Raw genomic sequence first — 14,994 nt, 5'->3', positions numbered from 1 at the left:
CGAACTGTCAAAAACCTCCAGATAATGAAAAACCTGAAACAACGTGTTTCCAGCAATGACCTGGATATTGCCTGCCGTATTTTAGACGATGCTTTTTTTGATACGGTAGAAGAGCTTAGAAACGAATACCTCAACCTAAGAGCAAGAATAAAGGAAAACAAGTCGAACGAATTGGGGCGGGTGGCTACTTCAGAAAATATAGAGCTGGAAAAAAACCTGTTGAGACGTACTACCCTCAAGTTATGCGATGATATTGAAGATTTTGTAAGAAATAACTTTGCCTATCTTTTCCGAATTTCGTCTAAATCGCTGGAAAAACAACTCAAGCTCAAACTAGCGGCTCATTATGAGGTAAAAGACCCCATCAATGGCAATTCGGCGGTATTTTACCACGGCACCGAACTCAACTCTAACCGTAGGATAATCATCAGGGCACTAAAAAAATACGAGTTTGATCCGGTAGACAAAGCAACTCAGGCAGCACGCAAACGAGCTAGAGATGCCCGTCTCGACCGAATATTGAACTTCAAGCATCGCAACATCATTAAAATATTGGGTACCCATTTAGACAGCTTTCCGCAATGCCTGATACTAGAGTATGTAGATGGTATTTCGCTTCAATCTATTTTGAGGGTATTGCCACTTACCAGAGTCAGCGCTATAGAGATGGCCATTCAATTGGCTGATGCCATTGATTATTTACATACTCACGGAGAAATTCATCAACGGATTCGTTCGTCTAAGATACTGATAGACAACGAGCTAAAGCCTATTATTTCGCCATTTGAACTACTCGATAGAGTAAAAACACCTCAGGAGGGGGAAAACTTCCTTGCCGACTTGCATTATGCGGCTCCAGAGGCTTTGGCCGATATGCGCAATGCCACCGAAAAGTCCGACCAGTTTTCTTTAGGTGCGGTTATTTTTGAGATGCTCACAGGCAAGCCTTTGTTTCGTCCACTAAGCCGAGGTAAGGCTTCACTACAAGAGGTATTTCAACATCGCCTCCACTTTTTTAATGTACAAAAAGTCAATCAACAGGTATTGGCACAAGTAGAAGATACAAAACTCCGGAGTGTATTAAAGAAAATGCTGGCTTACCACCCCAATGACCGCTACTTTAGTATGGGGGAGGTAAAACACGAACTACAGGCGATTCACTTGCACAAAAACAAAAGTATTGATTTGGCACTGGCAAGCTATAGGCGTTGCTGCATTCGCAACCCTGAGTTTTTTAATCATTTTTATGAAGCCTTGTTTGCTCATCCAGCTTTGGGTGAACAGATCAAAGCCTACTTTACTGCTCCTGAGGTAGTAGATAACGATCGGAACCGGAAACGAAAGCTTCGCAATGCTTTGCTACTATTGTTGGGTAATATAGAGCACTCTTCTATTTATGGGCATATTTCGCAGATCAAGGGGCACAGCAAACTAGGGATGGAGTTTTATGAGGCATTTATGGATCAGCTCATTATAACGGTGGCAAAAAACGATTATTTGTGGCAAAAGTATGAAGCAGCAAACAACCCAGCCTTACAAGATGCCTGGGCAGCCGTGAAAAACCGTACCCTGGCGGGTTTGAGGGTGGTGTTGGCAAAGTAAGCTTGAGTTGGGGTGATAGCTATGCTCAACACAATATTAACGGCTTTTTGAAATGACCTTTATATAACTTATACGTTGGGTTTTGCCCGCATCCAAGTATATCATTAGATGAGGTGATGCTTTGGCACTATACAGGCGGTCTATCACGGTACCTATAGAAGTAGCCCCCCACAAAATACCCCATTGGGTAAACCCTTGACTTTGCTCATTGACACCCTCAGGCACTGCTTTTTGGCTAGGCGAAAGTACTTGGGTGTTGAGAGTGAATGTTCCAGTAAAGGCAACCTGAGGATGATATTTAAACGCACGAGTATTAGTAAATATTCTTGGGTTGTGAAAAAACACAATGAGTTTCAAAGGTTTGGCTTTGACTAAAGAATTACTTTTGACAAACATCAAACCCCATTGGTCATAAATATAATAGTATTCTGTCATATCTACCATTTCAGAAGTAGGTGGTATGCTCCGATAGCCTCGTCTCTCGAAACGTACTTTACGAGTGTGTGTTTCAGTACGACTGGGCTTGCCTAATATCTGGTTTATTTGCTTGAGGTCAAAGGGTTGCAGGATTGTTTGCCCATTGATATAAATGCTGTGGGTATGCGTGTTGAGGGTTATTGTCATACGCTTGGGCAAATTTGCCTGACCAATGCCATTAGTAGACATACTGAGCCATAACAACATACTTACAAATATTGATTGTTTCATAATAGTAAAATTAAAACTGATAAGATACTACTAAGACAAGTCGTCGGTTAAAAAGTAGGAGGGTAAAGAATCAACGCTACTACTGCACTATTTCCAGTAACTCCTGAAAGCGCGTGGTATCATGTGCATATATCGTGTCCTTCAATGCACTTACCCAGTCCTTAATGTTTTCGTCCACATCTGTGGGCAGTGTATCCAGTATTTTTCCTATTTTACTTATTTCATACAACTTACATTGTACCAGCTGGGGAAGAATAGACTGTAGGATTTCTTTTTCCTTTTTAGTAAATGTAAGCACATTTATTGGGTCATCTGTAACCTCTGCTTGTGGTTTTTCAGACAATGATGTGGGCTGGTGTTCTGACAAGGGCACCGTAAACCCAAAAGTAGCCCCTTTGCCCTGAACAGAGGTAACCTCTAAGTTTCCCCCGTGTGCCTCAGTTGCCAATTTACAAAAGGCTAGCCCCAACCCGGTAGAGCGCATCTGTCCCGATTTTTTGGCAAAAGCCTGTTGGTACTTATCAAATATTTTATCTAAATGCTCAGGCGCAATACCCACCCCTGTATCACTTATTTGTATTTTGCAAAAACCCGCTGGGGCATCGGGCACTATATCAATGGTGATTGTACCACCTACAGGCGTATATTTGGTGGCGTTGGTGAGCAAGTTTACCACTACCCGCTCCATCAGATCAGCATCTACGTTTACAAAAAAACCCGTCAAGCGTCCCACTTTGAGTTTTAGCCCTTTTTCTTGTATAATATAGTTTACCTGTGCCAAAGCTGCGTTGATGATGCTTTCTGCCAAAATAGTTTTTTGCTCAATTTTTAGCCGATGTTCTTCCATTTTTTGCACATCCAATATATTCATAATCAGATGGTACATACGTTTGCCTGACCGATTAATGGCAGTAAAAAACTGTGGATTGGTTTGCTCCTCAGATAAGCCAATGATAGAGTTGAGCGGATTTTTGAGGTCGTGTACAATCATTCCCAGCATTTGTTGTTTAAACCGATCTAACTCTACCAATTGGGCATTGGTAGCAACCAACATCTGGTTACCGCGTTGTTTGCTATGATAAAACAAACCTAACACCAAAAGCAGTATCACCAACAAACCTGCCCCAATCAATGCTGTACGGCGGTTGGCTCTTTGGGCGTTAATCTCAGCAACCAGCACTTTGCGTTCACTTGCTTGAACCGCTGAGAGCGAGTCTTGCTGTTTACCTGCTATATACCTTTCCTCCAGCTGGGCTACTTTACGAATAGTTGCCCCATTAAGTAAACTATCTGCCATTTGTCTGAAAAGCTTCAGATGCTGGTAAGCCTTGTCTATTTGCCCTAGTCCCTCGTAAGTTTTGGCCAAGTATTCGGCTCCATCCCTGACAGTCTCCGGGCGACCAGTTTTTTTAGCCATTTGAATCCCTTTTTCCAAGTGGTGTTGGGCTTCCTTATAATTACCCAATACACAGTAGGCAGTTCCTAAAATCACATGATCTTGGGCAAGTGGCTCTCCAATTGCCTCTCTCAATGTCAAGGCTTTTTCAAAGTAAAACTTGACCGAATCAGCTTTTTTTTGGGTCAGATGAACCCGTCCCATTAACAGGTAAGACTTCGCTTCCCAGGTTTTAGCTCCCAGTTTTTTACGTATTTTAAGCGCTTTTTGGTGCATCTTAAGTGCCTGTACATACTCTCCCCGAATACGATGTATTTTACCTATTTCATCATAGCTCCAACTGATGTCAATTTGATCTCCGATTTGCTCACGTATTTTAAGTGCTTTTTGGTGCATTTTGAGCGCGTGGAAATGTTCGCCTTGCAAGTCATATATGCGTCCCAGTTTGGTATAACTCCAGGCCGTAAGTCTTTTGATTCTGATTTGCTCACGTATTTTAAGCGCTTTTTGGTGCATCTTAAGTGCTTGATCATACTCTCTTTGCATGCGATGTACCTCTCCTATTTTAAAATAACTCCAAGCCATTCCCACTTTATCACCAATCTGTTCCTGCAATTTGAGAGCCTCTTGATAGACTTTAAATGCCTTGAGATATTTGCCTTGTGCTCGATACACATCACCTATTTTAATATAACTAAGCGCTATTTTTTGCTTATTTCTCGACTTTTTATGAGCTCGAAGTGCTTTTTGGTGCATTTTGAGTGCCTGAGGGTACTCATTGAGTATGCGGTGTACCTCCCCTACTTTCACATAACTCCTGCCTATCCCCCTCAAATCTCCCATTTGCTTGTATATACTGAGGGCTTTATGATACATTCTGAGGGCTTGAACATGCTTGCTCTGACATAGATAAACGAAGCCTATATTGTTATAGCTTTCTGCTACCGCGCTTTGATCTCCGGTTTTTTGTCGAATATTGAGGGATTTTTGGTACATTTTCAAAGCTTGAGGATAATTACTTTGCATACGATAAACAACTCCTGCCCCATTCAAGGCATTGGCCTCGCCTTTTGCATAACGAGCCTCTTTTGCCACCTCCATACAGTTTTTGTAAAAACGATTTGCCTCTTGGTAGTGTCCTTTTATCATAGTAACCCACCCCAAATAGTACAAGGCATCGGCTTGGGCTGCACCATAGTTGGCTTTTTTTGCCAACATTATCGCCTCAGAAGTATAAAAAGCTACTTTAGAAGAATCAGCATACCTGTATTGATAGGCTAAACGGTTATATGTATCTGCCTTTTGTTTATCTGAAATGTTGGCATGAAGCACTTCTTTCAGAGAATCTACCTTGAGCTTATTTTGGGCTTGCAATGATAACTGGGCAATAATCAAAACACTCAGTGAACACATCAATAAGAATGGGTAAGTTCGCATAAAGAAAGGTAATGTTAGACAATTTTGGATAGTCAGAGCCTAGTGTGCATTGGGTACTAAATCCCTGACGCTTCTTTCGGCCTCCCCGAATCAAGTTCAGGACTGTGAGCTTTTGTCTGCTGACTTCACCTAAAAAAACTCACGTAGCTAAGGTTCCAATATGCATCGGAATTCAGAAAGCGAACTCTGCTCGTTTTTTGTAGGTTTGACAGCCGCCAAAATAACCTCGAAATAATGTATAATTTACTTAGGTCCAAAGCACTAGCAGTTGAGGGTTTATAGCAAGTGATTATAAGTCAACCATTTTCAGTCTTCATAGTAATAAACGTAGAACCTGCTTTCCTGTTTTAGCGAAGGTTTACTTATGGAGTGAGCAATAGGCTATCAGATCAACTAAGTTAATTTATTTCAATACTTGCTTCTTTGTTGCGAAAAACTTACCTAGCTCAGGTTCTGATGCACAACGAAGCTGTAGTTATCGGTTTTACTGCCACCCAAAAAGAAAAAAAATAATCATTCACTCTTATAGGCATTAGCTATAAGTGGACTTAAGCTACTAAGAATAAATTAAATATATCAATTAGATGTGTTTAAACCATAACTCAGTACTTAGAATAACCCATTGTTATGTGCAAACGTTCCCCATATGCCTACTGCAACCGAAGGTGAATTGCCTCACTACTAATTTTTCAGCAAAGTTTTTTGACAAAAAAGGAACTTTTGGCTTTCTTGACCATAAAAACAATGAATTTTCATTTAGATAAATCTATTGAGTTGTTGGCACGTACCCCACAAGCATATAAGGAGCTGTTTACGGGTTTGCAATATGATTGGGCACACATCAACGAGGGGGCAAACACCTGGAACGCTTTTGACATCGTAGGGCATTTGATCCACGGAGAGCAAACCGATTGGGTACCACGAGGGCGAATTATTTTGGGCAACCAAGCCGATAAAACATTTGTGCCTTTTGACCGCTTTGCTCAAGAGCAATTATCGGTAGGCAAAACCATGGATGAGTTACTAGAGGAGTTTGACCAACTCAGGCAAGCCAATTTGCAGGAGTTAAAATCCTGGAACTTAAGCCCAACAGATTTGGCTAAAACAGGCATTCATCCCGATTTGGGTACAGTTACTCTACAGGAATTACTTGCTACCTGGACTATCCATGATATGGCACACCTCAACCAAATATCGCGGGCATTGGTAAAGCATTATGCGCAAGACGTTGGTCCTTGGCATCAATACATCAGGTTGTTGAAAGATAAGCAAGGTTAAGTTTCCTTTTCGCTAACAATGTTTAAATTATAGGGAATAGTGAAGGGTTGTACAATACGCGTGAAGCGGTGCTAAAAAAGCACTTACACTATTTAAATGCTTGATTATCAATAAATTAAAATATTATCTTCTTGCAAAAGGCATGCTTTTTTACTATATTTATCCATATTCTTATGGTAAGAATATAAGCCCAAGAGGTTTAGCTTGGAACCTTCCTCAAGGGCTTTTTGTAAAACAACTTAATGCATACAGTATGCAAGATATTAATTTAAATTTGGAGGCACAAATTGAGGTGCCCACTCAACCTTTAGATTTATTTGCCCTTGGTTTACGTATTCGTTTAGAGGCTTTTGTCCTCAATGCCGATGCCTCGCTCGATTACCTTCGGGCCAACGAGTCTGAGAAACTCAAACGCTATTTGCAAACCACTATTTTAGAGCTGCAATGCCTGCTCAACGAGTTTAATCTGTATGACTCGCTTACTCAAACCGAAGAAGCGTAATAAGACACAAACAACAAAGCCCAAGGCAATACCATTGTCTTGGGCTTTTACTTTTCATTGTTATACTTTAAACAGAAGAATCTCTTTTTGCAAATGATTTTAGGCTCGCTTCACCCAATCATTTTAAACTTTACTTGCTTCTCACCTCTCTAAACAAATCCATCAAACGATCGTTGGGTTCCTGGTCGTTGTTTTTTGATTTGAAATAATCGCGAAACAAATCATCGATGTGCTTGCTGGTATCAATACTTGACGCCTTGTCTGATAAATTTGGGTTTTTGTTTTTTACATCAGGTATAATGGCAATAATGCCTGAATGGTGTTCATTGAGGGTTTTACGTTCTTTAGCAGTCAGGTAATGGTCGGTTACAATGGTAATTTCTACCAAAGCATTTTGATTTTCTTTGAGCCATTCTACTGCCTTGTCCATTTCATCAAACCTGCCCCGCAGTAGTTTTTTCCCTTTTTCAAGGGCAATGCGATTTACCTCTACTGGTTTACCAGGCTCAGCCTCTATTATTGCTACATACTTGGTTTGATTGGCTTCGGCAAAACTATACGCCAATGGGCTACTGCTGTATACTACCGGGCAGGGAGCACCACTTATATTTTGGTAGCGATGCAAGTGTCCCAATGCTACATATTGCATTTGCGAGGGTACTTGTTCGGTATATATTTGCTGGGCGCCTCCTATGTGCAAAATAGATTTTTCCGACTCATCTTCTACGGGTGCTTCTCCCCCTTTTTTCATCATAAACAAGTGAGCAACCAGCATATTAATGCCTTGCGCGTTGCAATGAGCATCAGCAAGTTGTTGCCACCTTTGCTGTAGCAAGTTACGCAGCTCTCCTTCTTTGTCGGTCAAGCCTAAAAATGCTTTTAGACGCAATTCATTCGCATAGGGTGTTACAATCAAACGTAATGGCGCATCATGCCCGGGCACTTTCATTTCTAAAAAACCCTGTTCCGACTTAGTTACTCCCAATCCGGTATCTAGCTTGAATGGACTTACCTCAGAATGAGGAAACCCCAGCAGCACAATGCCACATTCTTTTGCCAAAGGATCAGGGGCTTCTATGCGGTCAGGCGAGTCATGGTTGCCCGCAATGGCGATTACTGGTCGAGTGCCATTTTTTGAGATACGTTTGAGGGTTTTATAAAATAGCGTGATGGCATCATTGGTGGGGTTAAAGGTATCATATAGGTCACCGGCTACTATCACTACATCTACGGCCTCACGATCAGCTATTTGACAAATTTCGTTCAGCACTTCTTCCTGCTCTGGCAAACGGGTATACGTTTCCAGCTTTTTTCCTAAATGCCAATCTGCTGTATGTAGTATTTTCATTGAGTACTTATTTTTTAGTTATATACCGACAGGTTGTTGTGCTATTGATCCAGTATTATGATTCAAAAAAATTAACGGAAGCTTTTGCGAAAGCTTAAGAAAGTAAGTACCCGCTTAAACAGTTTGAAATACAGGCTAATAAACAGCAGCAAGGTGGCAAACCATATTGCCCCAAGGTTAAACCAAAGTGTATCTATATAAAAACCCATAAAGTGTTTGCGGGGCGCAAAAAAGTGTGCCCTAAAGTCCAACAAATTACTTACGTTGTCGGGGTCCTGAAACACAGGGTAAATATGCTGAATAAGCTTGCCGTCTGACTCAGAAATACGCAATGGATTACTGGTGTTTTTTACCATGTCTGCTACTTGTTTGTTATGGTAGCGATTCAACGAACTTAAGAAAGCCGCTTTGCCTTCTTTGGTTTTAGTCCGTTCACGAATGAGCTTATCTTTGGCTTTGCTTGCCCTGTTATACATGCGCACATAATACAACCTTAGCTTTTTCAGATACACTTTGGTAGCTTTGCCCACGGCAAAATCAAAACCTTCGTAGCTCAATTCAGGGTATTTTTTTAGTTGAATATCTGGCACTTTTTTCAGTTCTTTGCCTACTTCGTTACGCAGTATTTTCAAGTCTCTCTGTACTTTGTTTCTTACCTTGTCATCATTTTCTTTGATATGGGTAAGGCAATATGATAGTTTAGACTCAAGCGTAGGAATAAAATACACCTTTTTATAATCGGCAGTTGCCATTTGGTGATCATACTCGTAAAAATCTCTCTCGTGTGGATTATCTTTAAACTGGCTAACTGCAAGTGCCTCAAATGACCAACGCGATACCATAAACTCACTGATCCAAGGCACATTGTTTTCAGAAGCCAACCGTGGGTTAATATTCTCAAACTTGACTACAATTCCCCCTAATATCAACTGTGGAATAATAAGCAAAGGAATTAGAATATAAATAGTAATGACTGAGTTAAAAGTACGAGAGATGTTTAACCCCATCATATTGGCATTACAAGCAATAGAAAACAGTACCATCCAATAGGTAAAGGTCATACCTTTGATTCCCAGAATGAGCGCTCCTACCAACACAAATGTCATTGTTTGATAAGCCGAAAAAGCAAAAAGTATAAAAATTTTAGAAAACAAATAACTGCTATGGCTTAGGTGTAAAAACCGCTCTCGTTTGAGTATCTTGGCATCTTTAAATATTTCTTCAGCACTAATGGTCAGCCCAATAAACAACGCCACAATAATACTCATAAAAATATACGCAGGTACATTCATGTTTTCGCTAAACACATACGAGCCATTCCCAGTCTCTTGGTCTACCCTGTAAAACCGTACAATATACGCCAGTATTACGGCCAGTAACGGAGCTTCTAACAAGCCAATCGCCATATATTGAGCATTACTTAGCTTGGCTAGTATATCGCGAAAGCTAAAAATCATAAATTGACGAAAACGGGAAGGTAGATGAAGCGTACTCTTTGGGGGTTCTTTGATGGTCTCTACTTTGGGTAGCGATATGCGTTCTTTGAAATACTTATGCCATTGGGTTGGTGAAACTTTTCGTTGTGGAGTATAACGTCCATACTCATCTACAATTTTAGTTTCTATAATATTAAATATCTGTTCAGGGTTTACATTACCACAGGTGGGGCACACTCCCTGCGAGCTATTGATCAGGTTTTCCAGGTCTTTAAAATAGGTGACTGCTTCTATAGGATTACCATAATAAATTTGATACCCACCTACATCTAATATAATAAGCTTGTCAAACATTTTGAAAATGTCGGAAGAGGGCTGGTGAATTACCACAAAAATAAGTTTACCTTTTAGCGAAAGTTCTTTCAGTAAGTCAAGAATATTTTCAGAGTCATTAGATGACAACCCAGAGGTGGGCTCATCTATAAATAAAATGGAAGGTTCCCGGAGCAATTCCAACCCTATATTCAAACGCTTGCGTTGCCCCCCACTGATGATCTTTTCCATGGAGCTACCTACTTTTAGGTTTTTAGCCTCCAGTAAACCCAAGCTCACCAGTGTTTTTATCACTAGCTCATTTATCTCTTCTTCTTGGTAATGCCCAAAACAAAGTTTTGCTGCATAATATAAGTTTTGGTATACCGTAAGCTCTTCTATCAACAAGTCATCTTGGGGCACATAACCTACTACCCCCCTTATCTTACTTTTTTCTTCACCGTCATGAATATCCACTCCATTGATTAGTACCTTGCCCCCCAACGGTGCAGCATTGCCATTTAATACATTGATTAGGGTAGACTTTCCCGAACCACTAGCTCCCATGATACCTATTAACTTTCCTGACTCTTCAGTCATGTTAATATCACGTAAACCTATTTTACCTCCACGAAAAGTATAGTACACATGCGAAGCTTCAAAGGTAATACGTGCTACATTTTGCTCTTGAAGAAAGTTGCTGACTACATCACTGTAATAAATAGGATCAATCAGGTCGGCACGAATAGATGAGCCATTAGAGAAGGTATAGATGTGACGATCTTTGAGCAAAAAGCCATTGAGGTAAGTATCTGTTTCGCCCGCAAAATACTTTAACATGTACATTTCTACGCTTGGTATGCGTAAAATACCCACCGATGATTTAAAATTAGGGCGGTGTACATGCTTTATTTTACTGTCAAACTTCTGACTGCTAATAATCAGTATATTTTGCAAACCCAGCTTAAGCGCATCATCGTCAATTACAAACGCCTTAATGATACTGTACTCGTGCTCATCTATATTAAAAGCCTGGGCAACTTCATCTATAAAGTTACTTTCATCATTATGCAAGTTTCCATCAGAATTCACCAATTCCAACAAGTGAAACAACACAATAATTTTTTGCTTCTGATTTAGTTCTTCATTAATTCGTTTACAAATATTAATCGTTTGGATATGCCCAGCCAATGCAATGTCTGCATACTCGTTAAACAACTGAATAAAAGCATCAGTCGCCTCAGCACTTAACTGTTCTTGAATAAAATCTGTAATTACTCTTTTCTCCGAAGCCGATATAACTCCATCAACACTTGCAGATATTGCCATTAACTGGATAATAGACTTCAGAACAGGTTCACTCATAGTTTAATACAATTATATTCCTACCTAAATTAATCAGTTTAGATAAGTAAAGCTGCTTAACAACCTTAACCAAATAACATACGCTCGTTAAACTATATATACTTATTTGTTGCCCGCTTCAAAAAAGCGGTGTACCTAAATCAGACAATGTTTTTGTCTTACCCAACAGCAAAATACTAGTTTACACTGGCGTATCTTATTTCTATAAGATCATTTAATTCTCAACATTTATTATTCTTACTCTGTAAAAATAGCAAAAAGCTTGAATAATTTTTATACCTACGTATATTTTTCGCAAATCTAAAAATCTTCATAGGCTCCACCCCACCACAAAAAAAGCACTGATCACAAGACCCGTGCTTTTTTTGTTATTTATCTTATGTTTTCCTTGCGGAAAATAACATTTACCTAATTCATTTAGTTTACTATATCTGCCCTTATAGCATTTACTTTTTTAGTAATCCCAATCAATGATTTATCAGACAAAATCAAGTCCCCTTTATTTTTTCTGATCTTCTCTTCCATGTTCAAATCTTCATAAATCTTATATAACTCTTCCAAGTCAGTTACCAATTTATTTACATCGGCAGGCTTATCGTTCAAGGATTTCAAAGCTTTGATCAATTCACCCAAAGGCACTTTTTGTTTAATAACTTCTCTTACCAAGCCTACTAAAACCTGAATACGAGCTTCTTCTGGCAATTCATCTTTAGGGTAGTTAGCCACAAGCTCTGTTGCCACAAACAAACCTTCAAGAAAACTTCCTGTAAAAATCAACGCTGCAATATCATTTCGTTCTTCGCTTTTCAGGTAATCATCCGATTTTTTCATCGACTCATTGATAATCTTAGTCAATGAATCAATACTTGAAAGATTATCCTTAAAACGTTTGACAGTAGCAGGTGAAAACGCTCCGGCAATGCCCAATTTATCAGCCAAACCTTGAGTAGCATTCATATAATCAATGGCATTTTGTACTTTGTCATAAATCACCATATACCCCAGATCAGTAGCATAAACACCCAAGTTCAACGCAGCTTTACTATTAGTTGTCTTGTATTTATCACTTGAAGCAGGAGAGTTAGCCAGTTTAGGGTCAAACTCTGCTCCCGTTTGTTTAATCATATATGGAATTTCAGAAGGCTCGGGAATTTTAGTCAGTACCTTTTTATTCTGTTCTTTAATATCATTTACAATGTTTTTGGCAGTATCCTTCCCAGTATCTGCATTGTCATTTTTACCCTCCTTAGAGCCACCACAAGCATACAACGACACAGTTAGTACTACCAGGATGTATTTAGTTTGAAGTAGTTTTTTCAAATTCATAGTCTAAGCCATTTTAGAATTAAGATAATGTTATCAGTAACAAACTTAAAAAATAATCACGAATGATAAATAAAACCTTTATAAGATTTTTTTAGCATAGTAACCCCATCTGGATAAAAAATACAGTCAGGGCAACTATTAAGTGACGTGTTCGCAATAACTGTCCGGTTTGACTGCAGATCTTATGGTCATGTTTTGTTGAAAAATTGGCTAGTAGTATTGCTATTAGTCAATTTTTCACCTCGCCTGACTTCAAGCTTTTTTCTCAATATCGGACACCTACTTTGAACAGGTCACTAACCAATTATTTTACTGAAAACCTGTCATTAAGGTAGTCAAACCCTACTTATATGTTATACAGCTACTGGTAATTTTATCATTGGATGATATTGATAATCTACCACCTTAATATCTTCATAGGTAAATTTAAATAGGTCTTTTACCTCACTGTTTAACTCAAGTCGTGGCAAAGCATAAGGTTTACGCTGAATTTGTTCACGCAGGGCCTTTTCGTGGTTAGCATAGATATGAGCATCACCAAAAGTATGGATAAACTCGCCAGCCTTTAAGCCAGTAACCTGGGCAACCATCTCTAATAATAAAGCATAAGATGCAATATTAAACGGAATTCCTAGCCCTATATCTGCGCTTCGTTGATACAACTGACACGATAACTTACCCTCAGCTACATAAAACTGAAACATAGTATGGCAAGGCGGCAAAGCCATTTTATCTATTTCGCCCACGTTCCACGCACTTACCATCAGGCGGCGCGAATTGGGATTGCGCTTAATTTGATTGATCAAATTAGTAATCTGGTCAACCGTTTCACCAGTTGCAGTTTGCCAGCTTCTCCACTGAGCTCCATATACCGACCCTAAGTTTCCATCATCATCAGCCCATTCATCCCAAATAGTCACTCCATTGTCTTGCAAATAGCGTATATTAGTATCGCCTTTCAAGAACCACAAAAGCTCATGAATAACCGATCGTAAGTGTATTTTTTTGGTAGTCACCAAAGGAAAACCATCTGCCAGATTAAAACGCATTTGATAACCAAATACACTCAATGTACCTGTCCCTGTTCTGTCACCCTTACGCACACCATTTTCCAATACGTGCTGTACCAAATCTGTATATTGCTGCATGATTCTTTCTTTCTATATATAGCTTGCTTTCATCAAGCAAATCAAAAACTTTATATATTGTCCTCTCTCTAAAACTGTCAAATATATCGCTCAAAACTACATTTTTACTCTCCTTGGCTTATTTCATTAACCAATCGTTTTACTCGCGAACTTGATCTACCATAACTTACTATCCTAATATCTAAGCCTGTATTTTCAAACTTCCTAATGGCTTGCTTTATAGCATCAGTTATCCAAACCGTGTCATTACCAAAAGCACCACCTCCCACTAGTGTAAGAAAAACCTTGTTACACCCTGTTTGCTCTAAATTGATCACACCTGCTGCCAAGGTTGCTTCATAGGTAGCTTCTAACACCAATCGGGCAAAAGTCTCCCACAAACTCTCATCTAACAAGGAGTACGCCACAGGTAACGCCGAACAGTACGCTTGCGTTACTCTTTGGGCACTGTCGTCAATTGTTACTTCTGTATCCCACTGCAACCCAATTTTTAGCTTTCCTTTCAAAGTTTCATAACCAGCCGCATCTAAGGCTTTTATCTGCTCTGTTATATTTTTTAATCCTTGCTTGTTAGCCAAGGCATAGCCATTCCGCATTGTCCAGAGTTTATCATCTTCATTTTGTAAGGCACCCCCTACATTTTCCAAACAATCAACCTGATGTTCTCTAGTTTGACCAGTTTGCCCATTTACTTCAGCGAAATAGTTTCGATAAATAGTACCTGCCCCACAAGCAATAGCACAAGCAGGCCCTTGGGTATGATCAAGTGAATAAATCCCTACGCCCCTTTCTGGGACTACCTCAGGTCCTACCATCTCAAGCAAGTTAAACTGTGAAGCCGCCTGAAACAAAGCCCCTTGATTTTCTTTCTGTTTATGAAAAATCTGCACATTACCAACTATCTCTGACACTTTGATGTTTTGTGAGGGTAGCTTCTTTATAGTGACTAAAGCCGTTTCTCTTAAACTTTCTAAGTGTGGTACTTCCAACCTACCAAAGTTCCAGCTTCTACCATTTACCAAAGAGGTCAAAGTCTCCCCCTTTACTTGAAGGTTTGCTCTTACCTGATTAGGCGACTCTTCTTTGAAACCTGTTAATTTTTCAAACCACATATCAGTTTCAACTAATTTTAATAC

The 14,994-nt window shown here is 39.6% G+C and carries 10 protein-coding genes; 3 read left to right on the top strand and 7 right to left on the bottom strand.

Annotated elements, in window-relative coordinates; all coding sequences use genetic code 11:
- Positions 1-24 precede the first annotated feature (24 nt).
- Positions 25-1,602, top strand: a complete 1,578-nt coding sequence (locus M23134_RS07545; RefSeq protein ID WP_002695108.1) for a serine/threonine protein kinase — start codon at positions 25-27, stop codon at positions 1,600-1,602.
- 36 nt (positions 1,603-1,638) lie between these two features.
- Here M23134_RS07545 and M23134_RS07540 read toward each other — a convergent pair whose 3' ends face one another.
- Both M23134_RS07540 and M23134_RS07535 read right to left on the bottom strand, forming a co-directional pair.
- Positions 1,639-2,310: a DUF7738 domain-containing protein gene (locus tag M23134_RS07540; RefSeq protein ID WP_157558382.1), complete on the bottom strand. Its 672-nt coding sequence runs from the start codon at positions 2,308-2,310 to the stop codon at positions 1,639-1,641.
- Positions 2,311-2,389: 79 nt separating this feature from the next.
- Entirely contained in the window at positions 2,390-5,143 is a 2,754-nt protein-coding gene (locus tag M23134_RS07535; RefSeq protein WP_045113192.1) for a tetratricopeptide repeat protein, read from the bottom strand.
- Positions 5,144-5,887: 744 nt separating this feature from the next.
- Here M23134_RS07535 and M23134_RS07530 point away from each other — a divergent pair.
- Both M23134_RS07530 and M23134_RS07525 read left to right on the top strand, forming a co-directional pair.
- Entirely contained in the window at positions 5,888-6,421 is a 534-nt protein-coding gene (locus tag M23134_RS07530) for a DinB family protein (protein ID WP_045113191.1), read from the top strand.
- A gap of 253 nt (positions 6,422-6,674) precedes the next feature.
- A complete protein-coding gene (locus tag M23134_RS07525; RefSeq protein WP_002695099.1) occupies positions 6,675-6,923 on the top strand; it encodes a hypothetical protein in 249 nt (82 codons plus the stop codon).
- Positions 6,924-7,053: 130 nt separating this feature from the next.
- Here the strand turns inward: M23134_RS07525 and M23134_RS07520 are convergent, their stop codons facing one another.
- The 5 genes from M23134_RS07520 to M23134_RS07500 form a co-directional block, all read right to left on the bottom strand.
- A complete protein-coding gene (locus tag M23134_RS07520) occupies positions 7,054-8,271 on the bottom strand; it encodes a metallophosphoesterase family protein (RefSeq protein ID WP_002695097.1) in 1,218 nt (405 codons plus the stop codon).
- 71 nt (positions 8,272-8,342) lie between these two features.
- Complete coding sequence (locus tag M23134_RS07515) at positions 8,343-11,384, bottom strand: ATP-binding cassette domain-containing protein (RefSeq protein ID WP_045113189.1); 3,042 nt, start codon at positions 11,382-11,384, stop codon at positions 8,343-8,345.
- A 417-nt stretch (positions 11,385-11,801) separates the two neighbouring features.
- Positions 11,802-12,710: a hypothetical protein gene (locus M23134_RS07510; protein ID WP_002695093.1), complete on the bottom strand. Its 909-nt coding sequence runs from the start codon at positions 12,708-12,710 to the stop codon at positions 11,802-11,804.
- A gap of 353 nt (positions 12,711-13,063) precedes the next feature.
- Positions 13,064-13,858 (bottom strand): thymidylate synthase, encoded by a 795-nt coding sequence (locus M23134_RS07505; protein ID WP_002695091.1) that lies wholly within the window; start codon positions 13,856-13,858, stop codon positions 13,064-13,066.
- A gap of 104 nt (positions 13,859-13,962) precedes the next feature.
- Positions 13,963-14,970: a hypothetical protein gene (locus M23134_RS07500; RefSeq protein WP_002695089.1), complete on the bottom strand. Its 1,008-nt coding sequence runs from the start codon at positions 14,968-14,970 to the stop codon at positions 13,963-13,965.
- Between the last annotated feature and the right edge of the window lie 24 nt (positions 14,971-14,994).

Origin of the sequence: Microscilla marina ATCC 23134 (genome assembly GCF_000169175.1) — a bacterium.
GTDB lineage: Bacteria > Bacteroidota > Bacteroidia > Cytophagales > Microscillaceae > Microscilla > Microscilla marina.
Note: the sequence above shows the minus strand (reverse complement) of the source record. Positions and strands in the feature narration are given on the sequence as shown.

Coding starts and splice junctions, on each gene's coding strand:
- M23134_RS07505 (WP_002695091.1), bottom strand. CDS start 13,858: ATGCAGCAATATACAGATTTGGTACAGCACGTATTGGAAAATGGTGTG.
- M23134_RS07530 (WP_045113191.1), top strand. CDS start 5,888: ATGAATTTTCATTTAGATAAATCTATTGAGTTGTTGGCACGTACCCCA.
- M23134_RS07525 (WP_002695099.1), top strand. CDS start 6,675: ATGCAAGATATTAATTTAAATTTGGAGGCACAAATTGAGGTGCCCACT.
- M23134_RS07500 (WP_002695089.1), bottom strand. CDS start 14,970: ATGTGGTTTGAAAAATTAACAGGTTTCAAAGAAGAGTCGCCTAATCAG.
- M23134_RS07520 (WP_002695097.1), bottom strand. CDS start 8,271: ATGAAAATACTACATACAGCAGATTGGCATTTAGGAAAAAAGCTGGAA.
- M23134_RS07535 (WP_045113192.1), bottom strand. CDS start 5,143: ATGCGAACTTACCCATTCTTATTGATGTGTTCACTGAGTGTTTTGATT.
- M23134_RS07545 (WP_002695108.1), top strand. CDS start 25: ATGAAAAACCTGAAACAACGTGTTTCCAGCAATGACCTGGATATTGCC.
- M23134_RS07510 (WP_002695093.1), bottom strand. CDS start 12,710: ATGAATTTGAAAAAACTACTTCAAACTAAATACATCCTGGTAGTACTA.
- M23134_RS07540 (WP_157558382.1), bottom strand. CDS start 2,310: ATGAAACAATCAATATTTGTAAGTATGTTGTTATGGCTCAGTATGTCT.
- M23134_RS07515 (WP_045113189.1), bottom strand. CDS start 11,384: ATGAGTGAACCTGTTCTGAAGTCTATTATCCAGTTAATGGCAATATCT.